Source organism: Nonomuraea sp. NPDC050451 (assembly GCF_044458585.1).
In genome coordinates this window covers 59826-85458 of the sequence record NZ_JBITHZ010000005.1, presented here as the reverse complement: position 1 = coordinate 85458, position 25633 = coordinate 59826, and the positions used below count along the sequence as shown (strand labels likewise).

At 72.3% G+C, this 25633-nt stretch carries 29 protein-coding genes and 1 pseudogene; 14 read left to right on the top strand and 16 right to left on the bottom strand.

The window, feature by feature from the left end:
- The first annotated feature begins 95 nt into the window (after positions 1-95).
- Positions 96-722, top strand: coding sequence for a TetR/AcrR family transcriptional regulator (locus tag ACIBI9_RS18865; RefSeq protein WP_394504494.1), 627 nt, complete (start codon positions 96-98; stop codon positions 720-722).
- A 107-nt stretch (positions 723-829) separates the two neighbouring features.
- Here ACIBI9_RS18865 and ACIBI9_RS18860 read toward each other — a convergent pair whose 3' ends face one another.
- From ACIBI9_RS18860 to paaA, 8 genes are read right to left on the bottom strand one after another with little or no spacing between them, the layout of a single operon-like run.
- Positions 830-1651, bottom strand: coding sequence for a 3-hydroxyacyl-CoA dehydrogenase family protein (locus tag ACIBI9_RS18860; protein ID WP_397223411.1), 822 nt, complete (start codon positions 1649-1651; stop codon positions 830-832).
- Positions 1648-2379, bottom strand: a complete 732-nt coding sequence (locus ACIBI9_RS18855; RefSeq protein WP_397223410.1) for an enoyl-CoA hydratase/isomerase family protein — start codon at positions 2377-2379, stop codon at positions 1648-1650. The genes ACIBI9_RS18860 and ACIBI9_RS18855 overlap by 4 nt, the downstream gene beginning before the upstream one ends.
- Complete coding sequence (locus tag ACIBI9_RS18850; protein WP_397223409.1) at positions 2376-3359, bottom strand: thiolase family protein; 984 nt, start codon at positions 3357-3359, stop codon at positions 2376-2378. The genes ACIBI9_RS18855 and ACIBI9_RS18850 overlap by 4 nt, the downstream gene beginning before the upstream one ends.
- 11 nt (positions 3360-3370) lie before the next feature.
- Positions 3371-4426 carry a 1,2-phenylacetyl-CoA epoxidase subunit PaaE gene (gene paaE / locus ACIBI9_RS18845; RefSeq protein WP_397223408.1) on the bottom strand — a complete coding sequence of 352 codons (1056 nt, stop codon included), beginning with the start codon at positions 4424-4426 and terminating at the stop codon, positions 3371-3373.
- Between the two features lies 1 nt (position 4427).
- Positions 4428-4928: a 1,2-phenylacetyl-CoA epoxidase subunit PaaD gene (paaD, locus tag ACIBI9_RS18840; protein ID WP_397223407.1), complete on the bottom strand. Its 501-nt coding sequence runs from the start codon at positions 4926-4928 to the stop codon at positions 4428-4430.
- On the bottom strand, positions 4925-5761 hold the full coding sequence (gene paaC / locus ACIBI9_RS18835; protein ID WP_397223406.1) for a 1,2-phenylacetyl-CoA epoxidase subunit PaaC: 837 nt from the start codon (positions 5759-5761) through the stop codon (positions 4925-4927). The genes paaD and paaC overlap by 4 nt, the downstream gene beginning before the upstream one ends.
- Before the next feature lie 13 nt (positions 5762-5774).
- A complete protein-coding gene (gene paaB / locus ACIBI9_RS18830) occupies positions 5775-6068 on the bottom strand; it encodes a 1,2-phenylacetyl-CoA epoxidase subunit PaaB (protein ID WP_394504507.1) in 294 nt (97 codons plus the stop codon).
- Positions 6065-7009, bottom strand: a complete 945-nt coding sequence (paaA, locus tag ACIBI9_RS18825) for a 1,2-phenylacetyl-CoA epoxidase subunit PaaA (protein WP_397223405.1) — start codon at positions 7007-7009, stop codon at positions 6065-6067. The genes paaB and paaA overlap by 4 nt, the downstream gene beginning before the upstream one ends.
- A gap of 108 nt (positions 7010-7117) precedes the next feature.
- On the opposite strand from paaA, the gene paaZ reads away from it, so the two are divergent.
- Both paaZ and ACIBI9_RS18815 read left to right on the top strand, forming a co-directional pair.
- Positions 7118-9169 carry a phenylacetic acid degradation bifunctional protein PaaZ gene (gene paaZ, locus ACIBI9_RS18820; RefSeq protein ID WP_397223404.1) on the top strand — a complete coding sequence of 684 codons (2052 nt, stop codon included), beginning with the start codon at positions 7118-7120 and terminating at the stop codon, positions 9167-9169.
- Position 9170: 1 nt separating this feature from the next.
- Entirely contained in the window at positions 9171-9962 is a 792-nt protein-coding gene (locus tag ACIBI9_RS18815; protein ID WP_397223403.1) for an enoyl-CoA hydratase/isomerase family protein, read from the top strand.
- A 92-nt stretch (positions 9963-10054) separates the two neighbouring features.
- Here the strand turns inward: ACIBI9_RS18815 and ACIBI9_RS18810 are convergent.
- Positions 10055-11344, bottom strand: a pseudogene (locus tag ACIBI9_RS18810) (aldehyde dehydrogenase family protein); the annotation flags it as partial.
- A gap of 8 nt (positions 11345-11352) precedes the next feature.
- Positions 11353-12918: a GMC family oxidoreductase gene (locus tag ACIBI9_RS18805; protein ID WP_397223402.1), complete on the bottom strand. Its 1566-nt coding sequence runs from the start codon at positions 12916-12918 to the stop codon at positions 11353-11355.
- 121 nt (positions 12919-13039) lie between these two features.
- Here ACIBI9_RS18805 and ACIBI9_RS18800 point away from each other — a divergent pair, with 121 nt between their 5' ends.
- On the top strand, positions 13040-13501 hold the full coding sequence (locus ACIBI9_RS18800; RefSeq protein ID WP_397223401.1) for a GbsR/MarR family transcriptional regulator: 462 nt from the start codon (positions 13040-13042) through the stop codon (positions 13499-13501).
- 4 nt (positions 13502-13505) lie between these two features.
- On the opposite strand, the gene ACIBI9_RS18795 is transcribed toward ACIBI9_RS18800, so the two are convergent.
- Positions 13506-13997, bottom strand: coding sequence for an Lrp/AsnC family transcriptional regulator (locus ACIBI9_RS18795; protein ID WP_397223400.1), 492 nt, complete (start codon positions 13995-13997; stop codon positions 13506-13508).
- A gap of 119 nt (positions 13998-14116) precedes the next feature.
- Between ACIBI9_RS18795 and pdhA the strand changes: the two genes are divergently transcribed.
- Genes pdhA through ACIBI9_RS18780 form a run of 3 tightly spaced genes read left to right on the top strand, consistent with a single transcriptional unit; the run spans position 14117 to position 17569 of the window.
- Positions 14117-15193, top strand: coding sequence for a pyruvate dehydrogenase (acetyl-transferring) E1 component subunit alpha (pdhA, locus tag ACIBI9_RS18790; RefSeq protein WP_397223399.1), 1077 nt, complete (start codon positions 14117-14119; stop codon positions 15191-15193).
- A gap of 1 nt (position 15194) precedes the next feature.
- A complete protein-coding gene (locus ACIBI9_RS18785; RefSeq protein WP_397223398.1) occupies positions 15195-16211 on the top strand; it encodes an alpha-ketoacid dehydrogenase subunit beta in 1017 nt (338 codons plus the stop codon).
- Positions 16208-17569, top strand: coding sequence for a dihydrolipoamide acetyltransferase family protein (locus tag ACIBI9_RS18780; RefSeq protein WP_397223397.1), 1362 nt, complete (start codon positions 16208-16210; stop codon positions 17567-17569). The genes ACIBI9_RS18785 and ACIBI9_RS18780 overlap by 4 nt, the downstream gene beginning before the upstream one ends.
- Positions 17570-17592: 23 nt before the next feature.
- Here ACIBI9_RS18780 and ACIBI9_RS18775 read toward each other — a convergent pair whose 3' ends face one another.
- A complete protein-coding gene (locus tag ACIBI9_RS18775) occupies positions 17593-17847 on the bottom strand; it encodes a hypothetical protein (protein ID WP_397223396.1) in 255 nt (84 codons plus the stop codon).
- Positions 17848-17879: 32 nt separating this feature from the next.
- Here ACIBI9_RS18775 and ACIBI9_RS18770 point away from each other — a divergent pair, with 32 nt between their 5' ends.
- The 6 genes from ACIBI9_RS18770 to ACIBI9_RS18745 all read left to right on the top strand — a co-directional run bounded on the left by ACIBI9_RS18770 (position 17880) and on the right by ACIBI9_RS18745 (position 21829).
- On the top strand, positions 17880-18506 hold the full coding sequence (locus tag ACIBI9_RS18770; protein WP_397223395.1) for an aminotransferase class I/II-fold pyridoxal phosphate-dependent enzyme: 627 nt from the start codon (positions 17880-17882) through the stop codon (positions 18504-18506).
- Positions 18507-18563: 57 nt separating this feature from the next.
- On the top strand, positions 18564-18956 hold the full coding sequence (locus tag ACIBI9_RS18765) for a GntR family transcriptional regulator (RefSeq protein WP_397223394.1): 393 nt from the start codon (positions 18564-18566) through the stop codon (positions 18954-18956).
- The gene (locus tag ACIBI9_RS18760) at positions 18953-19798 is read left to right on the top strand and encodes an ABC transporter ATP-binding protein (protein WP_397223393.1); all 846 of its coding nucleotides are present in this window, start codon (positions 18953-18955) and stop codon (positions 19796-19798) included. The genes ACIBI9_RS18765 and ACIBI9_RS18760 overlap by 4 nt, the downstream gene beginning before the upstream one ends.
- Positions 19795-20757, top strand: a complete 963-nt coding sequence (locus tag ACIBI9_RS18755) for an ABC transporter permease (RefSeq protein ID WP_397223392.1) — start codon at positions 19795-19797, stop codon at positions 20755-20757. Before ACIBI9_RS18760 ends, ACIBI9_RS18755 begins: the two co-directional genes overlap by 4 nt.
- A 373-nt stretch (positions 20758-21130) precedes the next feature.
- Entirely contained in the window at positions 21131-21331 is a 201-nt protein-coding gene (locus ACIBI9_RS18750; protein WP_397223391.1) for a hypothetical protein, read from the top strand.
- A gap of 141 nt (positions 21332-21472) precedes the next feature.
- Complete coding sequence (locus ACIBI9_RS18745; protein ID WP_397223390.1) at positions 21473-21829, top strand: hypothetical protein; 357 nt, start codon at positions 21473-21475, stop codon at positions 21827-21829.
- 106 nt (positions 21830-21935) lie between these two features.
- Here the strand turns inward: ACIBI9_RS18745 and ACIBI9_RS18740 are convergent, their stop codons facing one another.
- The 3 genes from ACIBI9_RS18740 to ACIBI9_RS18730 all read right to left on the bottom strand — a co-directional run bounded on the left by ACIBI9_RS18740 (position 21936) and on the right by ACIBI9_RS18730 (position 23890).
- On the bottom strand, positions 21936-22103 hold the full coding sequence (locus tag ACIBI9_RS18740; protein ID WP_397223389.1) for a hypothetical protein: 168 nt from the start codon (positions 22101-22103) through the stop codon (positions 21936-21938).
- Positions 22104-22175: 72 nt separating this feature from the next.
- Positions 22176-22925, bottom strand: a complete 750-nt coding sequence (locus ACIBI9_RS18735) for an HD domain-containing protein (RefSeq protein WP_397223388.1) — start codon at positions 22923-22925, stop codon at positions 22176-22178.
- Positions 22922-23890 (bottom strand): GlxA family transcriptional regulator, encoded by a 969-nt coding sequence (locus ACIBI9_RS18730; RefSeq protein WP_397223387.1) that lies wholly within the window; start codon positions 23888-23890, stop codon positions 22922-22924. Before ACIBI9_RS18730 ends, ACIBI9_RS18735 begins: the two co-directional genes overlap by 4 nt.
- Positions 23891-24105: 215 nt before the next feature.
- Here ACIBI9_RS18730 and ACIBI9_RS18725 point away from each other — a divergent pair, with 215 nt between their 5' ends.
- Positions 24106-24846: an SDR family NAD(P)-dependent oxidoreductase gene (locus ACIBI9_RS18725; RefSeq protein ID WP_397223386.1), complete on the top strand. Its 741-nt coding sequence runs from the start codon at positions 24106-24108 to the stop codon at positions 24844-24846.
- Between the two features lie 105 nt (positions 24847-24951).
- On the opposite strand, the gene ACIBI9_RS18720 is transcribed toward ACIBI9_RS18725, so the two are convergent.
- Complete coding sequence (locus ACIBI9_RS18720) at positions 24952-25602, bottom strand: TetR/AcrR family transcriptional regulator (RefSeq protein WP_397223385.1); 651 nt, start codon at positions 25600-25602, stop codon at positions 24952-24954.
- Positions 25603-25633: the final 31 nt, after the last annotated feature.

Here is a 25633-nt window from a genome sequence, read left to right as displayed (position 1 = left end):
GGCGAGCGGCCGGCACCCGGCTACGTTTCACAGGCCGGTCCGGTTACGGCGTACGGCCAATCCGGGTGCCTGATCCGTCGTGAGATGCTGCATTCGTGACGACTCAGCCTGCCGAACCGTCCCCGCGCCGCGGTCGTGGCCGTCCCGGCTATGACCAGGCCGCGGTTCTGCGCGCCGCGGTGGAGCTGTTCAACCGCAAGGGGTACGACGCCACGAGCATGGGCGACCTGGCCAAGGAGCTGGGCCTGACCAAGCCGGCCATCTACCATCACGTCACCAGCAAGGAGCAGCTGCTCGGCCAGGCGTTGGACGACGCGCTCGACGAACTGACCGCCGTCGTGACCGAGGCCGCCCGGGAGCAGGCCGGGGCGAGCGCGTACGAACGGCTGCGCGAGGTGCTGCGCCGCAGCGTCGAGGTCCTCGTGGCGCACCAGCCCTCGGTCACGCTCCTGCTGCGGGTGCGCGGCAACAGCGAGGTCGAGCTGGCGGCGCTGGAGCGGCGCCGCTGGCTCGACGACCGCCTCGCCGCGCTCGTCACCGACGCCGTCGCCGAGGGCGCGCTCCGCGACGACGTGCCGGCGACGCTGGTCAGCCGGCTGCTGTTCGGCATGGTGAACTCGCTGGTCGAGTGGTACCGGCCCGATGGCGCCTACGATCGGGCGATGGTCGCCGACGCCATCACCGCCATCGCCTTCGACGGCCTGGCCAGGCACGAAGCCTGACCCGTCAGAAGGTCGGGCCAGGCACGAAGCCTGACCCGCCGACGACCAGGCCCGATGACGAAGCCTGACCCGTCAAAAGGTGGGGCCCGGCACCGAGCCGGAAGGTCTTACCAGGTGTAGAAGCCCTGGCCCGTCTTGCGGCCGAGGTGCCCGTCCGCGACCAGGTCGCGCAGGATCCGCGGCGGCTCGAACCGGGGCCCCAGCTCGCGCGCCAGGTGCTCGGCGATCGCCAGCCGCACGTCCAGCCCCACCACGTCGGTGGTACGCAGGGGCCCCATCGGGTGGCGGTAGCCGAGGGTCATGGCCGTGTCGATGTCGGCCGCGCTCGCGACGCCCTCCTCCAGCATCCGCATCGCCTCAAGCGCCAGGCAGACGCCCAGACGGCTGCTGGCGAACCCCGGCGAGTCCGCGACCGTGATCGGCGTCTTGCCCAGCTCGGCCGCCCACTCCCGGGCCAGCGTCACGAGCGCCGGATCGGTACGCGGCCCGGTGACGATCTCGATGAGCGCGCTCACCGGGACGGGGTTGAAGAAGTGCAGCCCGAGGAAACGCTCCGGCGCGGCCAGCCCGGCGGCCAGCGCGCCGATGGACAGGCTGCTGGTGTTCGAGGCCAGCACCGCGCCCGGCGCCGCCTTCTCGACCAGGGCGAACACCTGGGCCTTGAGCGCCGCGTCCTCCGGGACCGCCTCGATGACGAGCTCGCACGGGCGCAGCTCGCCGGGGTCCGACGTCGTGCGCAGCCGCGCGAGGGCGTCCAGGTCCGCGTGGCCCTTGGCCAGGCCGTCGCGCACCCGGGCCCTGGCCCGCTCGGCCGCCTCCGGACCGTCCTCGACGACGATCACGTGACTGCCCGAGGTCAGGAACGCCTGCGCGATCCCGGACCCCATCCGCCCGCCGCCGAAGACGCCGACCATCCGTGGCAGGCTCATGAGCGCCGCTCCAGGAATGCCGTCATGCGCATGTGCTTCTCCTCCGTCTCGAACAGGACCGCCTGAGCCACGTCGTCCACGAACGGATGCGCGCCCCGAGGGGCGTGGAAGACCGCCTTGGTCAGCCGGGTCGCCAGCGGCGCCCGCGCGGTGATCCGGTCGGCCAGCCGATGTCCGGCCGCCAGCAGCTCCTCCGGCTCCACGACCTCGTTGAGCAGCCGTACGGCGTGTGCCTCCTCGGCCGTGAGCACCCGGCCCGCGAGCAGGATCTCCTTGGCCAGCGGCTCCCCGACCAGCTCGGCCAGCCGCCAGGCCGCCCCGGCCGCCGCCAGGATGCCGAGGCCCGTCTCCGGGTTGCCGATCCGCGTGGCCGGCGTGCCGATCCGGAAGTCGCAGGCGTAGGCCAGCTCGGCCCCGCCGCCCAGGGCGTACCCGTCGAGCAGGGCCACGGTCGGCATCGGTAGCCGGTGGATCCGCTCGAAGAGCTTCGAGTTGATGCCGCGCAGCGCGTCGTACAGGTCGCGTTCGCGCAGCTGGGCGATGTCCGCCCCGGCCGCGAACGTCGTACCCTCGCCGATGAGCAGGACGACGCGAGGCTCCTCCTCGACGGCGGCGCACGCCTCATGGAGCCTGGCGACCAGCTCGCGGTCGATCGCGTTGCGCACCTCGGGGCGGTTGAGCCGCCACACCACCCGGTCCTCACCCTGCTCGACGATCAGGCTGGTCATGGGCGCTCCACCAGGAGAGCGCTGCCCTGGCCGACGCCGACGCACATGGTCGCCAGGCCGCGCCGGCCTCCGGCACGTTCGAGCGCCTTGCGGGTGGCCGGGACCGGGCCGACGCCCATGATCTCCGGTGCCACCCCGGCGTTCGCCGCCGCCACCAGCCGCGCCCGGGGCGTCAGGCCGTGCCGTTCGAGGAAGCGGTCGCTGACCACGACGACGGCCGCGGCGCCGTCGTTCAGCGAGCTGGAGTTGCCCGCGGTGACGACCCCGTCGGGGCCGTTGACCGGGCGCAGCCGCGCCAGCCGCTCCAGGCTCGTGTCCGGCCGCGGCCCCTCGTCGGTGTCGACGACGCCCGCATCCGTGGGAACCGGGACGATCTCGCCGGTGAACCGGCCCTCCTTGATCGCCGCGACCGCCCGTTCGTGGGAGCGCAGCGCGTACGCGTCCAGCTCCTCACGGGTCAGCCCCCAGCGCCGGGCGACGGTCTCGGCAGTCTGCGGCATGGAGGCGGTCGTCGCGGCGTCGAAGCGCGGGTTGGTGAACCGCCAGCCGATCGAGGTGTCGAACGACGGCCCCGGCTTCGCGAACGCCTTGGCCGGCTTCTCGGTCACCCACGGCGCCCGGGTCATCGACTCCACCCCACCCGCGACCACCACGTCGGCGTCCCCGGCGGCGATCAGGGCGCGTGCGGTAGCGACCGCGGTGAGTCCCGAGGCGCAGAGCCGGTTGACGGTGAACCCGGGCACCGAGTCGGGCAGACCTGCCAGCAGGAGGGCCATCCGGGCGACGTTCCGGTTGTCCTCGCCGGCCTGGTTGGCCGCGCCGAGCACCACCTCGTCCACGAGTTCCGGGGCGATCCCGGCGCGGGCGACGGCCTCGCCCACCACGAGGGCGGCCAGATCGTCCGGCCGTACGTGGGCGAGCGCGCCGCCGTAGCGGCCTATCGGCGTCCGCACGCCGGAGACGACGAAGGATTCGGGCATCAGCAGGCTCCTTATGCGTCGAAGTCGACGGTGACGCGCTCGCCGACCGGAAATGTCTGGCAGGTCAGGACGAACCCGGCGTCAACTTCGGCCTGTTCTAGGGCGTAGTTGCGGCGCATGTCCACCTCGCCGTCCCGTACGACAGCACGGCAGGTCCCGCAGACGCCGCCCTTGCAGGCGAACGGCAGGTCCGCGCGCGCCGCCTGGGCGCCGTCGAGCAGCGTCGCGTCGCGGGAGACCGTCGACGTCGTGCGGAGGCCGTCGAGCACGGTCGTCAGCTCGCTCGTCGCGCCGGGCGCGACCCCGTTCGCGGCCCGTCGCGGCCGCGGCGGCGGCTCGTCGACGTAGAACAGCTCGACATGTACGCGGGAGGCGGGTACGCCCAGGTCGGCGAGGACTTCACGCGCTTCCTGGATCATCGCCAGCGGCCCGCAGAGCCAGACGTGGTCGAACACCTCGACCGGCACCAGCTCGGTCAGCAGGCGGCGCAGCCGGTCGCCGTCGAGCCGCCCCGAGAACAGCTCGACGTCGCGCGGCTCGCGCGAGAGGGCGTGGACCACCTGGAGCCGGGGGCCGTACCGGTTCTTCAGGTCGCCCAGCTCCTCGGCGAACATCACGGTCCGGCTGGTCCGGTTGCCGTACAGCAGCGACACCTGGGCCTCCGGATGGGTGAGCACGGTCGAGGCGAGCGACAGCATCGGCGTGATGCCCGACCCGGCGGCGACGCACAGGTGCCGCTCGCCCGTGGCGGGGTCGGCCCGAAAGGAGCCGGTCGGCGTCTGGACCTCGATCCGCGCCCCCGGCGCGACCTCGCGTACCAGCCAGGAGGAGAACAGCCCGCCCGGGATCTCGCGGACCCCGATCCGGGGCCGCGCGCCGGCCGGCGCGCAGATCGAGTACGACCGGCGCTCCTCCCGCCCGTCCACGACGCGGCGCAGGGTCAGCGACTGCCCGGCGCGGAAGGCGTACGCCTCGCGCAGCTCGTCCGGGACGGCGAACGTGATCGCTGCGGCGTCCTCGCACAGGTGGTCCACCGCCGCCACGGTGAGCGGGTGGAAAGCGGCCATGTCAGATCTCCTTGACGTGCTCGAACGGCTCAAGGCAGCCGGTGCAGCGGTAGAGGGCCTTGCAGGCGGTCGCGCCGAACTCCGACGTCAGCCGGGTCGCCGCCGACCCGCAGCGCGGGCAGGGCGGGGCGCTCCTGGCCGGCCCGAGCGTGAGCGGGATCGGGCCGGTCCGCCGGTGGGCGGGGCCGGGGGCCGACAGTCCGGCCTCCCGCAGGGCGGCCCGGCCGCGCTCGGTGATCCAGTCGCTGGACCAGGGCGGATCCAGCACGATCCGCACCTCGACCTCGGCGAATCCGGCCTCCCGCAGCCGGTGGACGAGGTCGTCGCGCATGGTCGCCATGGCCGGACAGCCGGTGTACGTCGGGGTGATCGACACGACCACCTCCTCGCCGCCGTGGACCTCGACGCCGCGCAGCACGCCGAGGTCCGCGAGGGTGAGCATGGGCATCTCGGGGTCGCGCACCTGCGCGGCGACCTCGGCGGCCCGGTCGCGGGCGCTCACCAGCGCCCGCTCGGGTGGGCGCGGGCGACAACCTGCATCTCGGCGAGCAGCGGGCCGAAGGCGTCGGTGTGCGCGCCGTCGCGGCTCGTGCCGGTCAGCGGCGCGCGGCCGGGCCGCTCGACGCCGCTCACGGCGAAGACCTGGTCGAGGACGACGTCCACCTCGTCGCGCAGATTCACGTCGAAATCGGTGAGTTCGGCCTGGTACGGCCACAGGGCGTCCAGCGCCGCCGTCAGCCTGCGCTGCGACTCCTCGGTCCCCTGCGCCAGGGTGAGGAACCAGCGTCCCGCCCAGTCGCGGTGGTAGGTGATCTCCTTCACGCCCTTGGCCGCCACCGCCGCCAGGACCTGGTCGCGGCTCGTACGAAGCCGCTCCAGCAGCGCGAGCCGGGCCACCGAGAACAGCAGCAGCCGCACGACGACGTGCGCGAAGTCCCCGTTCTCCACCTCGGCGAGCCGTACGTTGCGGAACTCGCCGGCGTCGCGGAAGAACGCCAGCGCGTCCTCGGCGGGCACCGGCGAGCCCTCGGGAAGGGCGGGCACGACGCCGGGATCCGCGGCGGCGGCCCGCGACAGCAGCAGGCGGGCCTGCCCGAGCAGGTCGAGGGCCATGTTCGCGAGCGCGATGTCCTCTTCCAGGTCGGGCGCGCGGCTGCACCACTCGGACAGGCGCTGCGACATGATCAGCGCGTCGTCGCCGAGCATGAGGCAGTACGCGGCCAGCTCGGCGGCGTCCACGCCCGGCGGCACCGTGGTGTCGACCCCGGCCAGGGGGTCCTCGAAGCCGGTGCCGAAGGCCCACTGGGAGGAGTCGCCGGCGTATTCGTCGTTCATGATTGTCAACCGATCACATGTGCGGGACGTTGCCGGGAATGTCGTAGAAGGTCGGGTGCCGGTAGACCTTGTCGCCGCTCGGCGCGAACAGCGGGTCCTTCTCGTCCGGGCTGGAGGCCGTGATGGCGTCGGCCCGTACGACCCAGATGCTCACGCCCTCGTTGCGCCGGGTGTAGACGTCGCGAGCGTGCCGTACGGCCATCGCGTCGTCGGCGGCGTGCAGCGATCCGACGTGCACGTGGTTGAGGCCCCGCTTGCCGCGGACGAACACCTCGTACAGCGGCCACTCCCGCCGGTCGGCGCTCATCGCGTGCCCGCCCGCTCCGCGAACGCCGACGCGGCCTCGCGAACCCAGGCGCCGTCCTCGTGCGCGGCCCGGCGGTGCGCCAGGCGCTGCGCGTTGCACGGCCCGTCACCGCGGATCACGGCGGCGAGCTCCTCCCAGTCGGGCTCGCCGAAGTCGTGGTGGCCGCGCTCCTCGTTCCAGCGCAGGTCGGGGTCGGGCAGCGTCACCCCGAGCGCCTCGGCCTGCGGGACCGTCATGTCCACGAACTTCTGGCGCAGCTCGTCGTTGGAGTTGCGCTTGACGCCCCAGGCCATCGACCGCGCGCTGTTGGGGGACTCGGCGTCCGGCGGGCCGAACATCATCAGCGAGGGCCACCAGAACCGGTCCACCGACTCCTGGACCATCGCCCGCTGGTCGTCGGTGCCGCGCATCATCGTCATCAGCAGCTCGTAGCCCTGCCGCTGGTGGAACGACTCCTCCTTGCAGATGCGGATCATGGCGCGCCCGTACGGGCCGTAGGAGGTGCGGCAGAGCGGCACCTGGTTGCAGATCGCGGCGCCGTCGACCAGCCAGCCGATCGTCCCGACGTCGGCGTACGACAGCGTCGGGTAGTTGAAGATCGAGGAGTACTTCTGCCGGCCCGTGAGCAGCAGCTCGGTCAGCTCGGCGCGCGAGACGCCCAGGGTCTCGCACGCCGAGTACAGGTACAGCCCGTGCCCGGCCTCGTCCTGCACCTTGGCCAGCAGGATCGCCTTGCGGCGCAGGGACGGCGCGCGGCCGATCCACGCGCCCTCGGGCTGCATGCCGATGATCTCGGAGTGCGCGTGCTGGGCGATCTGGCGGACGAGCGTCCGGCGGTAGGCGTCCGGCATCCAGTCCCGGGGCTCGATCCGGTCGTGGCGCGCGATCGTCGCCTCGAACGCGGCCGCGAGCGCTTCCGGCTCCGCCGGTGTCGTCGTCATCGATTTCCCTCCTCGGGCGTCGAGTCGTATTTACTTATCGCTCGGTCAGTAATACCGTGACACGTGTCGGGGCTCCTGCGCAAGGGCCCGCGGAGAGGAGAGGACAGCGTGAGCGCGTTGCTGGAGAGCTACGCCGCCGGACGATGGTTCCGGGCGGCCGATGACGGGGAGCCCCTGCTCGACGCCGCCACGGGCGAGGAGGTCGCGCGGATCTCCAGCCGGGGGCTGGACGTCGCCGCGATGGTCCGCCACGCCCGCGACGCCGGCGGGCCCGCGCTGCGGTCCCTGACTTTCCACGAGCGGGCAGCCCTGCTGAAGGCGCTGGCCAAGCACCTGACCGAGCGCAAGGAGGAGCTGTACGCGCTGTCGGTGCGTACGGGCGCCACCTCGCGCGACACGATGATCGACGTGGACGGCGGCATCGGCACCCTGTTCAGCTACGCCAGCAAGGGCGTGCGCGAGCTGCCGAACGACACCGTCGTCCTGGACGGCGGCCTGGAGCGCCTGGGCAAGGGCGGCACGTTCGTCGGCCAGCACCTCTACACCTCGCGGCCGGGCGTCGCGGTGCAGATCAACGCCTTCAACTTTCCGGTCTGGGGGATGCTCGAGAAGCTGGCCCCGGCCTTCCTCGCCGGGCTGCCCTCGATCGTCAAGCCCGCGAGCCAGACCGCGTACCTGACCGAGCTGGCCGTACGGCTGATCGTCGAGTCGGGCATCCTGCCCGAGGGCACGCTCCAGCTCGTCGCGGGCGGAGCCGGCGGGCTGCTCGACGAGCTGACCGTCCAGGACTCCGTCGCCTTCACCGGCTCGGCGCACACCGCGGGCATCCTGCGCCGCCACCCGAACGTGCTGGACGGCGGCGTCCTGCTGGGCGTCGAGGCCGACTCGCTGAACTGCTCGATCCTGGGGCCGGACGTACGCCCTGAGGACCCGGAGTTCGACCTGTTCGTCAAGGGCGTCGTCACCGAGATGACGGTCAAGGCGGGACAGAAGTGCACGGCCATCCGCCGCATCCTCGTGCCCTCGCCCGTGGCCGACCAGGTCGTCGAGGCGCTGGCCGCGCGCCTGGCCAAGGTGACCGTCGGCGACCCGCGCAATCCGGACGTACGGATGGGTGCCCTGGCCAGCCTCGGTCAGCGCGACGAGGTACGCAAGGCCGTCGAGGCGCTGCGGGCCGGCTCGGAGATCGTCTTCGGTGACCCCTCCGGCGCCTCCCTGCTCGGCGGCGACCCCGAGCGCGGCGCGTTCATGACCCCGCTCCTGCTGCGCGCCCGTCCCGGCGCCACTGAGCCGCACGACGTGGAGCCGTTCGGGCCGGTCGGCACCGTGCTCGCCTACGACGGCCTGGACTCGGCGATCGCGCTCGCGGCGCGCGGCAGGGGCAGCCTCGTCGCCTCCGTCGCCACCCACGACCCCGACGTCGCGCGGACCGTCGTACTGGGGCTCGCGCCGTGGCACGGCCGGGTCCTCGTCCTGGACAGGGACGACGCCAAGGAGTCCACCGGGCACGGCTCGCCGCTGCCCGTCCTCGTCCACGGCGGCCCCGGCCGGGCCGGCGGCGGCGAGGAGCTGGGCGGCGTCCGCGGGGTCCTGCACCACATGCAGCGCACCGCCGTCCAGGCCTCCCCGGACCTGCTCACCGCGGTCACCGGGCGGTGGACGACGGGCGCCGCGCGTGCCGAGTCGGGCGTCCATCCGTTCCGCAAGTCCCTGGCGGATCTGCGGGTGGGTGACACGATCGCCTCCGCGCCGCGTACGGTCTCGCTGGCCGACATCGAGCACTTCGCCGAGTTCACGGGGGACACCTTCTACGCGCACACCGACGCCGAGGCGGCCGCGCGCAACCCGCTGTTCGGCGGCATCGTCGCCCACGGGTATCTCGTCGTGTCCCTGGCCGCCGGGCTCTTCGTGGACCCGGCGCCCGGGCCGGTCCTGGCGAACTTCGGCGTCGACTCCCTGCGCTTCCTCACTCCCGTGAAGGCGGGCGACGCGATCGACGTGACGTTGACCGTCAAGCAGATCACCCCGCGCAGCTCGGCGGATTACGGCGAGGTCCGCTGGGACGCCGTCGTCGCCAACCAGGACGGCCAGGCGGTGGCCACGTACGACGTGCTGACCCTCGTGGCCAAGACCTGGCCGCTGCCCGGACAGGAGGCCTGAGGTGGAGGGGGCGCCGATCCTGCTGGAACGTGACGGCGCGGTGGCCGTGCTGACCCTCAACCGCCCGGAGCGCCGCAACGCGCTGGACACCGGGCTGAAGACGGCGCTGCGCCGGGCGCTGGAGGAGGTCGCGGCCGACGACGCCGTCCGCACCGTGCTGCTGACCGGGGCGGGGACCGCCTTCTGCGTCGGCCAGGACCTCGCCGAGCACGCGGCGGCACTCCGCTCGGACGCCGAGCACGCCTTCGACACCGTCGAGGAGGACTACGCGCCGATCGTCCGGCTCCTGGCCACCATGGGCAAACCGGTCGTCGCCGCCGTCAACGGCACGTGCGTAGGCGCCGGTCTGGCCCTCGCGCTGGCCTGTGACCTGCGGGTGCTCGCGGAGGAGGCCGTCTTCGCCACGGCGTTCACGGCCATCGGGCTGACGTGCGACTCGGGGCTGTCCCTGACGCTCGTACGGGCGGTCGGCGAGGCCAGGGCCAAGGAGCTGGTCCTGCTCGGTGAGTCGTTCGGCGCCCGGCAGGCGGTGGAGTGGGGGATCACGGGCCGCGTGGTCCCCCGGGAGGAGGCCGGTGCGGTGGCGCGTGAGCTGGCGGCCCGGCTCGCCGCCGGGCCGACCGCCGCCTACGCCGAGTCCAAGCGGCTGATCGCCGGGGCCTGGGACCAGGATCTCGGCGCGGCGCTCACCGCCGAAGCCCGCGCCCAGGCCCGCCTGGGGCTGACCGCCGACCACGCGGGAGCGGTGGAGGCGTTCCTCGACAAACGGAAACCCACCTTCGAGGGCCGCTGACCCCGCGGGCCCTCCGCCGACGTGGGCAGGAGGCTGGGCAGGGGAGCGGGCGCGGACCTACGAGCCGATCGCTCCAGGCGCGCACGACGTCGCTGGTTCACCCACACGACACCGGCGGGGATGCGGCGGGCGGCCGCCATGTGCGCGGGGTCGGCGGTGTACACGGTGGCCGCCAGGCCGAAGCGCGACGCGCTCGCCCGCTCCAGCCCCTCCTCGAAGGAGGAGACCACGACGACCGGGGCGATCGGGCCGAAGGTCTCCTCGGTCATGACCAGCATGGACTCGTCCACGCCGGTGAGCACGGTCGCGGGGTAGAAGAAGCCCTTGCCCTCGGGCACCACCCCACCGGCCCGTACGGTCGCGCCGCGCGAGACCGCGTCGGCCACGTGCCGTACGACGATGTCGCGCTGCCGCCGGTCGACCAGCGGGCCCAGCACGGTGCCCGCGTCGTGCCCGTCGCCGAGCGTGTACGTGCCCGCGGTCTCGACCAGGGCCTCGATGAACGGCTCGGCGACGTCGCGGTGCACGTAGACGCGTTCCATGGAGGTGCAGATCTGACCCGAGTTGGCGAAGGCGCCGAACGCGACCGCGGCGGCGGTGGACACCGGGTCGACCCCCGCGTCGACCACCACGGGGTCCTTCCCGCCCAGCTCCAGGATCGAGCGGCGCAGCAGCGCCCCGGTCCGCTCGCCGACCTTGCGCCCGGACTCGACCGAGCCGGTGAAGTGCACGAGCCCGACGCGTTCGTCGGCGACCAGCGGCGCGCCCGCGCGGGAGTCGCCGAGGACCAGGTTGACCACGCCGGGCGGCAGGTCCATCAGCTCCAGCAGCCGCACCGCCGACATCGGCGAGCGCTCGGACGGCTTGAGCACGACGGTGTTCCCGGCGGCCAGCAGCGGGCCGAGCGCGCCCAGGGTCATGGGGACGGGGAAGTTCCACGGCACGATCACGGCCGTCGCGCCGAGCGGGGCGCGCACGATCGTGGTGCTGCCGCCGTCCGGCGCCGGGATGAGCTCCTCGAACGCGTACTCCAGGGCCTCGGCCGCCGCCGCCTTGAACCCCATCGCCGCGCCGCCGATGAAGGCCCGGCCGAGGGCGACGGGCTTGCCCATCTCCCGGCATTCGATCTCCGCCAGCTCGTCGGCGTGGGCGGCGATCGTGTCCGCCCATTGGGACAGGCGCTCCACCCGTTCGGCGACGGGCAGCGCGGCCCAGGCCGGCTGGGCGCGTACGGCCGCGTCCACGGCCAGGCGGACGTCCTCCGGTGAGCCGCTGGGGCAGCGGGCGACGACCTCCTCGGTCGCGGGGTTGACCACATCGTGGAAGGCGTCGCCCCGGGAGTCCTCCCAGATGCCGCCGACCAGGTTCTGCAGGGTTTTCACAGGGCTCCTTAGAGGCGGTCGGCCATGAGCTCGCCGACCATGATCGATGCGAGGTTGGTGTTGGCCCGCGGTACGGACGGGAAGATCGAGGCGTCCACCACGCGCAGCCCCTCGACCCCGAGGACGCGGCACGACGGGTCCACCACCGTGGCGGCGTCTCCGGCGGGGCCCATCCGGCAGGTGCTGGTGCCGTGCTGGGCGTCGACCGCGGTGGCGAGGATGTGCTCGTCGAGCGCGGCGTCGTCGTCCAGCACCGCGAACAGCCGCTTGTTGCCGGCCTCCACGGAGCCGGAGCCCGCGACGAACGTGGCAGCCTCGGGGCCGCGCGCCAGCTCGACCAGGGCGCGCACGCCCTCGCGCAGGCGTTGGAGGTCGCGGGAGTCCGACAGCATGCGTTCGCGCACCTCGGGCTGGGCCTGCGGGTCGGCGGAGGTCAGCGTCAGCACGCCGCGCGAGTGGTTCTGGTTGAGCCACACGCCGAAGCCGCCCGCCGGGAACCGGGTGTCGGCGGCCTCCATGGACAGCACGTTCTGGTTCAGCGAGACGAACATCATGTCGTGCGGCGGCCCCCCGGGGCCGCTGGTGTAGCGGACGCAGACGTTGGTGTGGCGGTCGTCGGCCGTCTTGATGGCGGCCTCCCGGGTCAGCGGCAGCTCGACGACGATCATCGGATGGTCCTGCATGCCGAGCCCGACCGGGAGGTCCTGCCGCACCGTGATCCCCAGGCGGCGCAGGTCGGCGGCGGGGCCGACGCCCGAGCGCATGAGGATCGCGGGGGAGTGGATCACGCCCGCGCTGAGGACGATCTCGTCCGCGTACTCGGTCACCGCCGTCCCGCCCACGACGGCCCGTACACCGACGGCGCGGTCACCGGCGAAGACGACCCGGTCGACCAGGGCCTCACCCCGGACGGTGAGGCCGGCCAGGGACCGGGCCGGTTCGAGGTAGCCGTCGTTGACGGTGACCCTGCGCCCGGCGCGCGAGTTGATCGGGTAGGGGGAGACCCCCGCGGCCCCGGGCGCGTTCACGTCCGGCGCCCAGGCGTGCCCGGCGGCCAGCGCGGCGGCGGCCAGCGCGGCGTCCGCCCCGCCCCACCGCTCGCGCGGCATCCGGAAGATCGGGGTCGGCCCGCCCCGCCCGTGGTACGGCTCGTCGCCGAACTCCTCGTCGTCCTCCAGCTTCGCGAAGTACGGCAGCACATCCCGCCACGACCAGCCGGCGCATCCCGCCGCGGCCCAGTCGTCGAAGTCCTCCATCGGCGGGCGGATCGCGATCTGCCCGTTGATCGACGAGCTGCCGCCGACGCCCCTGCCCCGCCAGTACGGAGCCGGCGCCTGCCTGTCGGTGCGGGAGGAGGTGACGCCCATCCAGACCATGCCCTCGACGGCGGTGGGGTCGAGCAGCGCGCGGACCGGGTTCGGCGAGCGCCACGCCTCGTGCATCTGCGCCGAACGGTAGTCGGGCCCGGCCTCCAGCAGCAGGACGCGCTTGCCCTGCTCGGCGGAGCGGGCGGCGAGTGCCGCGCCGGCGGAACCCGCTCCCACGACGATGATGTCCCAGCCCGTGTCTGTCACGGCGAACCTCCTGCGCTCGGCCCGGAACCGCCCGGACCACTGTTAGCCGGTAGACTGCCCTCAGCAGAAAGTTCAGTCAATAGTGAAAGTTCATTTTTTTCTGAACGGATGGTGTTCCGCGGTGTCCGTCGGTGACGTGAACCCCCTGATCGACGACTTCGGCCTGCGCATCGGCCGTGCGATGGGCTGGCCGCCGATGGCCGGGCGCGCCGCGGGGGTGCTCATGCTGAGCGAGACGCCCATGACGATGGACGAGCTGCAGGCCGCCCTGAACGCCAGCAAGGGCTCGGTCTCGGAGACGACCCGCCTGCTCGTGGTCAACGGGACCGTACGGCGGTTCAAGGAGCCCGGGTCCCGGCAGTACGTGTACGAGTGGCGCGACGACGCCTGGATCGGCTGCCTGCAGCACCAGCTGGAGCAGACGACCGAGCTGCTCGGTCTGGCCGAGAACGCCCGGGCCCGCTCGGCCGATCTCCCCGAGCGGCAGCGCGCCCGCATGTCCGAGATGCACGAGTACTACACGTTCATGGTGCGGCACCTGGAGACCCTGCTGGGCGAGTACAAGGCGTTGCGGGCACGCTGACCGCTCACTCGGCTCCGGCGCCGCGGGCCTCCTCGAACACCAGCCACGTACGGGTGGCGCGGATGCCCGGGATGTCCTGGATGAGCTCCAGCACGACGTGCCGGAGCGTCGCGTTGTCCGGGGTCCTGACCAGGGCCAGGACGTCGTAGTCGCCGCCGACCAGGGCGAAGTTCTCGACGTACGGGGTCTCCCGGAGCCGGGCCGACACCGCGCGCCAGGAGTTCTGCTCGATGGTGAGCGAGACGTACGCGCTGGTCCCCAGGCCCGCCTTGTGCGGGGCGATCCGCGCCGTGAAGCCGGTGATCACCCCGGTGTCCATCAGCCGGGTGATCCTGGCGTAGACGTTGGCCCGGGAGACGTGCACGCGCTCGGCGAGGGTGCGCATCGAGATCCGGCCGTCCCGCCGCAGCTCGGCGATGATCGCCCGGTCCACCCCATCCAGCGGCGCGGCCGAATGTCCCGCCAACCCCTCTCCGGTGCCGTCGTTGAACGACAATCGGCCCTCCTTGAGACTGGTTTAAGACCTTTTGTCGCTCATCATGCCTGATGTCTTGAACACCTGGCTCCATCCGCGGACGCTTTCCCTGTCAAACGTCCAGAGAAAGTGAGCGTCGCATGTCCGTCGACGTCCTTCTGCCCTCGCCCGTGCCGGTGCGCTTCGTCGCCGAGGACGGCACGGCCGTCCAGCCGCCCACCGGCTACCAGGTGCCGGAGGAGGAGCGGTTGCTGGAGGCCTACCGCCGGATGGTCGTGGGCCGCCGCTTCGACCGCCAGGCGACCGCGCTGACCAAGCAGGGGCGCCTGGCCGTCTACCCGTCCAGCCGCGGGCAGGAGGCCTGCCAGATCGCCGGGGTGCTCGCGCTGCGCGAGGACGATTGGCTGTTCCCGACCTACCGGGACTCGGTGGCGCTGGTCTCCCGTGGCCTCGATCCCGTCGAGGTGCTGACCCTGCTGCGGGGCGGCTGGCACTGCGGGTACGACCCCGCCGCCACCCGGGTCGCGCCCCAATGCACCCCGCTGGCCACCCAGACCATCCACGCCGTGGGCATGGCCGACGCCCTGCGCCGCAAGAAGGAGAACGGCGTCGTCATGGCCTTCATCGGCGACGGCGGCACCAGCGAGGGCGACTTCCACGAGGCGCTGAACTACGCCGCGGTCCTGCACGCGCCCGTCGTGTTCTTCGTGCAGAACAACAAGTACGCGATCTCCGTACCGCTGGCCAAGCAGAGCGCCGCGCCCGCGCTGGCGTACAAGGGCATTGGGTACGGCATCCGCTCCGAGCAGGTGGACGGCAACGACCTGGTCGCGGTGCTGGCCGTCCTGACCGCGGCAGTGGAGCACGCGCGCACGGGCGGCGGCCCCTTCCTGGTGGAGGCGCACACCTACCGCATGGACGCCCACACCAACGCCGACGACGCCACCCGCTACCGGGAGAAGCGGGAGGTCGAGCAGTGGGAGGCGGCCGACCCGCTCGCCCGCCTGGAGACCTACCTGCGCGAGCGCGGCGCGCTCGACGAGACCGCCGTCTCCTCGGCGCACGAGGCGGCCGAGGAGTTCGCCGCCCGGGTGCGTGAGCAGATGAACGCCGACCCGGAGGCGAACCCGTTCGAGCTGTTCGAGCACGTCTTCGCCGAGGCCACGCCCCAGTTGCGCGAGCAGCGGGCCCTGCTGGCGTCCGAGCTGGAGGGCTGAGATGGCCACCTTGAGCATGGCCCAGGCGCTGAACTCCGCGCTGAGGGACGCCCTGCGCGAGGACGAGCGCGTTCTCGTCTTCGGTGAGGACGTGGGCCCGCTGGGCGGCGTCTTCCGCATCACCGACGGGCTGACCAGGGAGTTCGGCGAGGAGCGGTGCTTCGACACGCCTCTGGCCGAAGCGGGGATCGTGGGACTGGCCGTGGGACTCGCCATGGGCGGCTTCCGGCCGGTGATCGAGATGCAGTTCGACGCGTTCGCCTACCCGGCCTTCGAGCAGATCGCCTCGCACGTGGCCAAGCTGCGCAACCGCACGCGCGGGCGGCTGTCGCTGCCGATGGTGATCAGGATCCCGTACGCGGGCGGCATCGGCGGCGTCGAGCACCACTGCGACTCCAGCGAGGCGTACTACGCGCACACGCCCGGCCTGAAGGTCGTGACCCCCGCGACGGTCGATGACGCGTACTGGCTGCTGCGCGATGCCATCGCCGACCCCGACCCGGTGATCTTCATGGAACCCAAGCGCCTGTACTGGTCCAAGGGCGAGACGTCTTCCGGGGACCGGCGGGCGGCGGGGTTCGGGCGGGCGGCGGTGCTGCGCGAGGGCCGCGACGCGACGCTGGTCGCCTACGGGCCGAGCGTCCCGGTGGCGCTCCAGGCCGCCGACGCCGCGGCCCAGGACGGGCTCGCCCTGGAGGTGGTGGATCTGCGGACGATCGTCCCGTTCGACGATGCGACCGTCGTGTCCTCCGTACGCAAGACCGGGCGCTGCGTGGTGATCCAGGAGGCCCAGGGGTTCGCCGGGGTGGGCGCGGAGATCGCGGCCCGCGTGCAGGAACGGTGCTTCCACTCGCTGGCGGCGCCGGTGCTGCGCGTCACGGGGTTCGACATCCCGTACCCGCCTCCGATACTCGAACACTCGCACCTGCCGGACGCCGATCGGGTGCTGGACGCGGTGGACCGGCTGCAGTTCGGTGACGAGCCCGATCTCGCGCACCTGGCGGGGGAGGTGTCATGACGCGGCAGGTGTTCCGCCTGCCCGATCTGGGCGAGGGGCTGACGGAGGCCGAGATCGTCGACTGGAAGGTCGCGGTCGGGGACACCGTCGAGATCGACCAGATCGTGGTGGAGGTCGAGACCGCCAAGGCGGCGGTGGAGGTGCCTGTTCCGTACGCGGGGACGGTGCTGAGCCTGCACGCTTCGGCCGGGACCGTCCTGTCGGTGGGCGAGCCGCTCATCGAAGTCGGCCCGGCGGACGGCGCGGGCGATTCGGCGGCCGCGGCCCGCTACCGCGAGGAGGAACGCGCCGGATCCGGAAATGTCCTCATCGGTTACGGCACCGGCCACGCTCCGACCACCCGCCGGCGCCGCCACGGCAGCTCCCGGAAGGCCGCCGATCGGACACCCGCGGCGCCCGTCTCCCCGGCCGCGGTCGATGAGGGGCAGGCGCCTCGGGTGATCTCCCCGCTCGTGCGCAGGATCGCCCAGGAGCACGGGCTGGATCTCGCCGCCGTCAGCCCGACCGGACCCCGCGGCGTGATTCTCCGCCGCGACGTCGAACGCGCGATCGCGTCCTCGGCGTCCTCCGCGTCCTCCGCCGCCGTCCACCCGGCGGCGTCGGTCGCGCCCGAGACCGCGTCGCGAGGGGCCGAGACCGCTTCGGACACCACCGCAACCCCACTGCGGACCGAGCGCATCCCCTTGCGCGGACTGCGGCGGGCGGCGGCCGACAAGCTGAGCCGCAGCCGCACCGAGATCCCCGACGCCACCACCTGGGTGGACGTCGACGCCACCGGCCTGCTCGAGGTCAAGGACGCGCTCCGGCGGGACCGCCCGGACCTCGGCATCGGGCTGCTCGCGCTCCTGGCCCGCAGCTGCGTGGCCGCCCTGGGCCGTTTCCCCGAGCTGAACTCCTCGGTCGACACCGCCCGCGCCGAGATCGTCCGGCACGGTCATGTCAACCTCGGCTTCGCCGCCCAGACCGATCGCGGCCTGGTCGTGCCGGTGGTTCGCGACGCGCACCTGATGACCACCGCGCAGCTCGCCGCCGAACTGACCAGACTCACCGCCCTCGCCCGCGAGGGCACGCTGCCTCCCGCGGCGCTGACCGGGGGCACGTTCACGCTCAACAACTACGGCGTCTTCGGCGTGGACGGATCCACGCCGATCATCAACCACCCCGAGGCGGCACTCCTCGGCGTCGGCCGCATCATCGACCGCCCCTGGGTGAGGGACGGCGCGGTCGTGCCCCGCAAGGTCGCCCAGCTGTCGTTCACGTTCGACCACCGCGTGTGCGACGGCGGCGCGGCCGGCGGCTTCCTGCGCTTCGTGGCCGACTGCGTGGAGAACCCCGCCATCCTGCTCGCCCACGTCTGACGCAAGGAAGTGACATCAGGTGGTCAACGTACGGACATGGGGGCCGCCCGCCTGCTCGAAGCGCTGGCCGCCCGCCACGAGGTGACCCCCGACCGCATCGCCGTGGGCGCGGGCTCGTCCGAGGTCTGCGGGCAGGTCCTGCACACGGTGTGCGAGCCGGGCGGCGAGGTGGTCTTCGGGTGGCGCTCGTTCGAGGCGTACCCGATCCTGACCACGGTGGCGGGCGGAGTCCCCGTACGGGTCCCGCTGCGCGAGCACGTCCAGGACCTCCAGGCCATGGCGGCGGCCATCACCCCGCGGACCCAGACTGGTGTTCGTCTGCAACCCGAACAACCCGACCTCCACACCCGTCGGCGAGGCCGCCCTGCGCGCCTTCGTGGACCAGGTGCCCGAGCACGTGCTGATCGCCGTCGACGAGGCCTATCACGAGTACGCCGATCCGTCCGTCGTGCCGGACGCGCTCGCGCTCCTCGGCGACCGGCCGAACGTCGTCGTGCTCAGGACCTTCTCCAAGGCGTACGCGCTGGCCGGGCTGCGTGTCGGCTACTGCGTCGGGCCGCCGGAGATCATCGCCCAGGTACGCAAGACGCAGACGCCCTTCAGCGTCAGCGCCCTCGCCCAGGAGGCGGCCATCGCGGCGCTCCGGGAGCACGAGGAGGTGGACAGGAGAGTCGCCCTCACCGTCAAAGAACGCGACCGCGTCACCGCTGAGCTCCAGGCCCTCGACTACGACCTGCCGCCATCCCAGGCGAACTTCCTGTGGCTCCCGCTCGGGCAGGACAGCGCCCCCTTCGCCGGCCACTGCCACGGCAACGGGGTCATCGTGCGGGCGTTCCCGGGGGAGGGCGTGCGCGTCACGGTGGGGCTGCCGGAGGAGAACTCAGCCTTTCTCGCGCTGGCAGCGACCTGGCGAAGGAGAAGCTGTTCCCTGGGTTGACAACGGCGCTCGCATCCAACACCCTTTCACTACTCAAATAGTGAAAGGGTGTTTTGGTTGATCGAATTCAACCTGGACCGCGGCTCGGGGGTTTCGACGTACCTGCAGCTCGTCCACCAGGTCAAACAGGCGCTCCGGCTCGGTACACTGCGGCCCGGTGACCAGTTGCCGACCGCCCGTGAGGTGGTCGAGAGCCTGGCCATCAACCCCAACACCGTGCTCAAGGCGTACCGGGAGCTGGAGCGCGAAGGGCTGGTCGAGGGGCGGCCGGGGATGGGGACGTTCGTCCGGCAGGGGATCGCGGGCGCGACGCTCGCCGAGCACACGCGGCTGCGGCGCGGTCTGGAGGCGTGGGTGCGCGAGGCCCGCGCGGCCGGGCTCGATCAGGAGGACCTGCGGGCGCTGTTCACCGTGGTCGTGGCCGACACCGCGAAGGAGGGCGTGGCATGAGTCCCGCGCTGGAGGCGACCGGGCTGGGGGTCCGCTATCGCCGTACGTGGGCGTTGCGCGACTGCTCGCTGTCCGTGCCCGCGGGACGCGTGGCGGCGCTCGTCGGGCCCAACGGCGCGGGCAAGACCACGCTCATGCACGCGGCCGTCGGCCTGCTGCGGCCCGCGCTGGGAAGCGTCCGCGTGGCCGGCGGGGCGGCGTTCGTGGCCCAGGACAAGCCGCTGTACGAGAGCTTCACCGTCGCCGAGATGCTCACCTTCGGCCGCCGCATGAACACCCGCTGGGACGACGCCGCCGCTGCCGACCGGCTCGCCGGGCTGGGCATCCCGCTGGAACGGAAGGTGAGCGGACTGTCGGGCGGGCAGCAGGCGCAGGTGGCGGTCACGCTGGCGCTGGCCTGCCGGCCCGACCTGCTCGTACTGGACGAACCGCTGGCCAATCTCGATCCCCTCGCCCGCCACGACGTGATGCGCTCGATCATGGCGGAGGTCGCCGGGCGGGAGCTGACCGTGCTGCTGTCCTCGCACGTCGTCTCGGACCTGGAGGAGACATGCGACTGGCTGGTCGTGCTGAACAGGGGGCGGCTGCAGGTCAGCGGTGACATTGAGCAGTTGCTCGACCGGCATCTCGTCCTCACCGGGCCGGACGGGGCATCGGCGGCGGGGATGCACGTGGTGGCCGCGAGCCGTACCGGCAGGCAGGTCAGCATGCTGGTCAGAGGCGGGCCCCCGCTCGATCCGCGCTGGCAGGCACGACGGCCCGGGCTGGAGGAGCTCGTCATGGGCTACCTGCGCAGCCCCGAGTCGGCGGCACTGCCGGAGCTGACCGGGGTGAGCGCGTGATCTGGCTGACGTGGCGCCAGCACCGGGCGCAGATCCTCGTGACGGCGGGCTTCCTGGCGCTGCTGGGGGTGCTGCTGCTGGGTTCGGCGGTGGAGGCGGGTCGGTACGTGGCCGAGCACGCCCCGCCCGGCTGTCCGGGGCCCGCTGTGGCGTGCGGAGACCTGGCGGTGGCGCTCGGGCAGCGCTACGACGCGGTCTACTCGGTGTTCGGCTGGATGCCGCTGGTGGCGCCGGCGTTGATCGGGGCGTTCTGGGGCGCGCCGCTGCTCGGCCGCGAGTACGAGCGCGGCACCCACCGCCTGGCCTGGACGCAGTCCGTGCCCGTGTGGCGGTGGCTGGCGGTCAAGCTGTCGGTTTTGGGCGCGGCGGTCGTGGCGGGCGGGCTGCTGCTGTCGCTCATGGTGAGCCTGTGGCGGCCGGTGTTCAGGGAGGGGATCGACTCCACGTTCGGCAATATCGGGGTGTTCAACATGGTCGGCGTGGAGCCGGCGGCGTGGTGGCTGTACGCGTTCGCGCTGGGCACGCTGGCCGGCACCCTGTTCCGGCGTACGCTGCCCGCGATGGCGCTGGTCGTGGCCGGGGTGGCGGTGACGATGTTCACCCTGTTCCAGCTGAGCGACCACTACGCCGAGCCGGCGCGTACCGAGCTGTCAGGCGCCGTGCTCATGGACGATCCCGACGCCCGGCTGGTGAGCGCCACCTGGGTGGATCCGTCCGGGAGGGAGGTCGCCGAGCCGTCGGGGAGCGGCTGCCCGCGCCGGGTGGACGTGGGGCAGAGCAGCAAGAACGCCGAGGCGTGGCAGGCGTGCCTGTTCGGCAAGGGGTATCGGTACGCGGTGTACTACCATCCGCCGTCTCGATTCTGGCGCTTCCAGTGGACCGAGGCGGGGATCCTGGTGCTCGCGTCGGCGGCCCTCGGCGGCCTGGCCGTACGCCGCACCCTCCGCCGCCCCGGCTGACAGACCGGTTCTGCTTCGCGCCTCGGCCGTAGCTGATGATGTCCGTTCCCCAGATCGACAGCACCTGCCTGCCGTACGTGCCGCGCCCGCCGGGCAGGAAGCGGTGTGCGTAGAGCGGGATCAGCTTCGGCGCCCTTGCCAGCTCGTGCCCCGCGATCCGGAGCGCCTCCGCCCTGTCCTCGGGCCGGGCTCCCCATGACCTCAGCCAAGCGCCGTGCTCCACGTCGCGCAGAACCTCGCGTACGGGCCACTCCACCTGGCGGCGGAGCTCCTCCTCCTCGCCGTCGCGCCAGTCCGGCCAGGGGCGTTCCCAGGTGGCTCCTACCTCTGGCCGGGCGGAGTTGATCGGGAGTCCGGCGGCAAGGAAGGCGCGATGATCATCGGCGAACTCGATGCCGTACTCCGCCTCGATCCAGGTGAACTCCTTGTCGGTCAGCCCTGGCCCGATCTCACACGCCCCGGACAACGCCAGGCGCCGAGCGGCTTCCCGCCCGAGCCGGACCGCATTTGCATGCAACACGCCATCCATTTTGGCCTGCGGCGCCGTGGCTCTGTTCCGGCGTGTGCCAGCTGATGTCACCGATGGCAAGCGCCCGAGAGCGACCTCGCCGCCCGCGATGCTAGGGTCCGGCCATGAATCACGAGCGATCAACGGGGCCGACCGGCTTCACGTAGTCCGCCAGGAGATACCTGGCGGTGCTACCAAGGGAGTCTCGTGTCCCGCACCGCCCATCACATCAACCGCCCGGTTCTCGACCGAGATGGCCCGTGGCGATCGGTGACGATAGTCGATGTCCGTTACAGCGCCGCATGCCTGCGTGAGGCACAACGAGCCGGGCATCGAGCACGTCCGGCCTTCGTCCGCCGCAGGATCGACGTCTACTCCTGGGCCAGGGCCGATCCTCGGGACCGGTCGGTGGCGCAATGGGCCAAGATCGAGGAGCGTCGGGCGCGCCAGCGCCTGCGTCTCCAGCTCGAAGCGATCCGCCAGTACGCCAACGCCACCGAGGCTGTCGACGATCTCGAGGTCCACCCTGCCCGACACCGTCGCAACGCCATCTGGCAGTACTGATCGGGGGACAGCGCCCCCGGCGAGCCGGTACGAACTGCCGCGTACGGTACCGGCGGCACTTGGAGCGTCTTGGCTGAGCCGGCCTGGCCTTCTTTCTGGAGCCGGCTCAGCTCAGAGCCTGGAAGCTGTCGCCGAACCCCTGATGGCAGACCACAGGCTCTGGGTCGACGACCGTCAGCACCTGGCCGGCACGCGAGTACAGGCGCACGAACCCCGGCGCGGCGCAGGTGAGCGTGAGCGCGCCGGCGGCGGACCGCTGTGGCGGCTGCGACATGGGCTGTTCGAGGGTGTGGGTTCGACCGTGACGTGTTCCGGGATCCCGCTGCCGGGCCCGAGACGGTCCTGGTCAGTCGTGCCAGCCGCTGGCGTCGAGGAAGTCTTGCCAGGTGATGTAGGGGGCTTCGGGGTGCCGCTGGTGCAGGATCTCGCCCGGCAGGGTCATGGGTGGTGCCTTGCGCGGATCGGTGAGGCACTGCGCGATCATGGCGTCGGTCAGGGCTCGGGCGCCGCCGTGGCGGGGGTAGGCGGCGTGTACGCGGTCGGCGTATCCGGCGGGCAGGTCGTCGGGGCCGCCGGTCAGGTCGATGCCGATGCCGGTCTGCGCGATCGTGATCTCCGGCGGGCGGCGGCGGGCGAACACCGGCGAGTTGTGGAGACCGTAGGAGGTGTGCAGGGCGATGCCGTCCCAGACGGTGTCGACGCGGGCGTCGGTGATGCCGTGCTGTTCCAGGAACTGGGCGGCGAAGTCGGCGCCGTCGACCTCGAAGCGCTGGCCGGTGTCGGCGCGGGTGGTCAGGCCCGTGTCGTGCAGGACGCAGATGAGGAACATGGTCTCGGCGTCGTAGTCGCGGCCCGGGAGGCGTCCGGCCTGGGCGGCGGCGGCCCGGCCGAACAGGAAGCCGCGCAGGCTGTGGTTGCGCAGATAGGGCTGCTGGGTGTCCGTCACCAGTTGCCGGGCCGCCTTGGCGATGCGGGTGGCGGGGAAGGACAGGTCGGCGTGTCGGCTCTCGGCGGCGGCGGGTGTGCCGGTTGCCAAGGCGGCCGCGCCGGCCAGTCCGGCTCCCAGGACCGTGCGGCGGTTGGGGGATGAGCTCATGTGGTCTCCTTCGGGGTCGTCGGGGAATGGGAGGTGCGAAAGCGCTGCCGGTAGGCGGTGGGTGTGATGTGCAGGATCTTCAGGAAGGTTCTGCGCATCGTTTCGTCGGATCCGAGGCCGCATCTGCGGGCGATCGAGGCCACGCCGTCGGCTGTGGTCTCCAGGAGGGTCTGCGCGGCCTCCACCCGGATACGTTCGACGTACTGACCGGGGGTGAGTCCTATCTCGCGGCGGAACAGCCGGGTCAGATGGCGCTCGCTGACCGTGACCTGGGCCGCCATGGCGGCCAGGGTGTGCTCGGCCGCCGGTTCGGCGGCGATCGCGTCCAGGAGGTGGCGCAGTGCCGGGTGCCGCGTCGTGGGGACGGCGCCGCGCACGCTGAACTGCGACTGGCCGCCGGGCCGCTGCAGGAACACGACCATGTACTTGGCGACCGCACGGGCGAGGTCCGGTCCGTGGTCCTCTTCGACGAGGGCCAGCGCCAGGTCGATGCCGGCGGTGACGCCCGCCGAGGTCACGATCGGTCCGTCACGGACGAAGATGGCGTCGGGTTCCAGGGTGACCTGCGGGAACCGGGATGCCAGTTCGGCGCAGGCGGCCCAGTGCGTGGTGGCGCGCCGTCCGTCGAGCAGGCCGGCCTCTGCCAGGAGGAGCGCGCCCGTGCACACCGACGCCACCCGGCGCGCGCGGCCGCCGATGTCACGCAGCAGGTTCAGGTACGCCTCGTCGGGGCGGTCGCCGTCCGGTGGCGTGTACCCCGGCACCAGCAGCGTGTCGATCGGCCCTTCGAGCTCGTCCAGGGCCAGGTCGGTCCCCAAAGGTACGCCGACATCCGTGCGGACCGGTTGCCCGTCGACGGACGCGTGCCGGATGCGGTACCCGCCGGAGCCGTGCAGGATCTGCACCGGTCCCGCCACGTCCAGCAGGACCACGCCGTCATAGAGCGCCACCACCAGATCTTTCACGGTGCCTAGCCTGGCGGCCTCGGCGAGAGGTCCACAAGGACCGCTGTCCCACAGATCCGGACATGGGTGCCCTCGGTTCCGCCCCCAGGTGGGTCGTCGGGCGCCGCGTGTATTCTGGCTGGTTAGGGGGATGTTCGGTCCGGCGCCCGCAGTCTGACGGGGATCTTGTAGCCGGTGGGAAGCAGCCCGGGCGCACGCCGACCAAGGGCTCGATCATGGAACTTCAGAACCAGACGGCGCTGGTGACCGGCGGTGGTTCGGGCATCGGGCGGGCGACCGCGCTGGCGCTCGCCCGCGAGGGAGCCTTCGTCATCGTCGCCGGTCGCAATGCCGACCACCTCACCGAGACGGTCGCGGAAATCGAAGCCGCAGGTGGCAGGGCCCGTGCCGTTCCCACAGACCTCAACGACCTGGACGCGCTCCAGCGGCTCGCCGACGAGGCCGGTGACGTCGACATCCTGGTCAACAACGCGGGCGTCTACCCCTTCGTGCCGACCCCGAAGCAGGATCTGGAGTCGTTCATGCAGGTGTTCGACACCAACGTACGGGGGCCGTTCTTCCTGACCGCCGCCCTCGCGCCGCGGATGGGGGCCAAGGGGGCCGGCAGCATCGTCAATGTCAGCTCGATCGCCGCTCTTCAGGGCATCCCGGACGCCGCCGCCTACGGGGCGACGAAGGCCGCTCTTGACGCCCTCACTCGCTCCTGGGCCGCCGAGTTCGGCGATCGCGGGGTCCGGGTCAACTCTGTCGCCCCTGGCAACACCAGGACCGACAACGTGGTGAAGGCTCTCGGTGAAAAGATGTTCGAGGAGTGGGGGCGGACGGGCAACCCGCTCGGCCGCCTCGGCCGCCCGGAGGAGGTCGCCGAAGCGATCCTCTTCCTCGCCTCTCCGCGGTCGAGCTACATCACCGGGGTCACTCTGCCCGTCGACGGTGGCTATGTTGCGCGCGGCTGAGCCGGCTTCGGCGGCGCTGGTGCGTCGTGACCCTCCCACGGCAGGCGCCTGAGCGCGGCGTGCGGTCGGGGGATGCCGCGACAGGGCGGCCTGTCGTCGGGGGCTCTACTTCCGGCGCGCTTCGAGCGCATCCAGGATCAGGTCCAGGCCGTAGCCGAACTCGCTCGTGTGGTCGTAGCCAGGCCGCAGGGCGTGGTCGACGATCATCTCCGTGAGGTACGGCAACTCGTCCGCCGGCAGGTGCTCGAGGATGCCGCCGGCCACTTCCTCGACATCGTCCGGCGTCTTCACCGGCAGGTTAGTCTCCTGCAGGACGAACCCGCCGATGTAGCTGTCGATGAGCGAAACGGCGTGCGCGGCCATCGGCAGCGTGAACCCCGCCCTCCGGAGGACACCGAGGACGGCGTCGTGGTGGCGCAGCGTCGCCGGCCCCGGGTCGCGACGCGAGTCCATGAGGCCGAGGGCCCATCTGTGCTGCGACAGGACCGTACGTGCAGAGGAGGCGCGCACACGGATCGCCTCGCGCCAGTCGTCGCACCCGGCACCGGGAAGCTTGATCGCCGCGAACACCATGTCGACCACGCCGTCGAGGATCGCGTCCTTGTTCGGTACGTGGTGGTAGAGCGACATCGCCTCCACGCCCAGTTCCTGCGCCACCCGTCGCATCGTGATCGCCTCCGCGCCGCCGCGATCAGCGACCCGGATGGCGGCTTCCAGCACGAGAGCTCTGCTGAGCGGCTGTGGCGGTGGTGACACGACGGCTCCAGGGTGTGCGGCGGGTTGACAG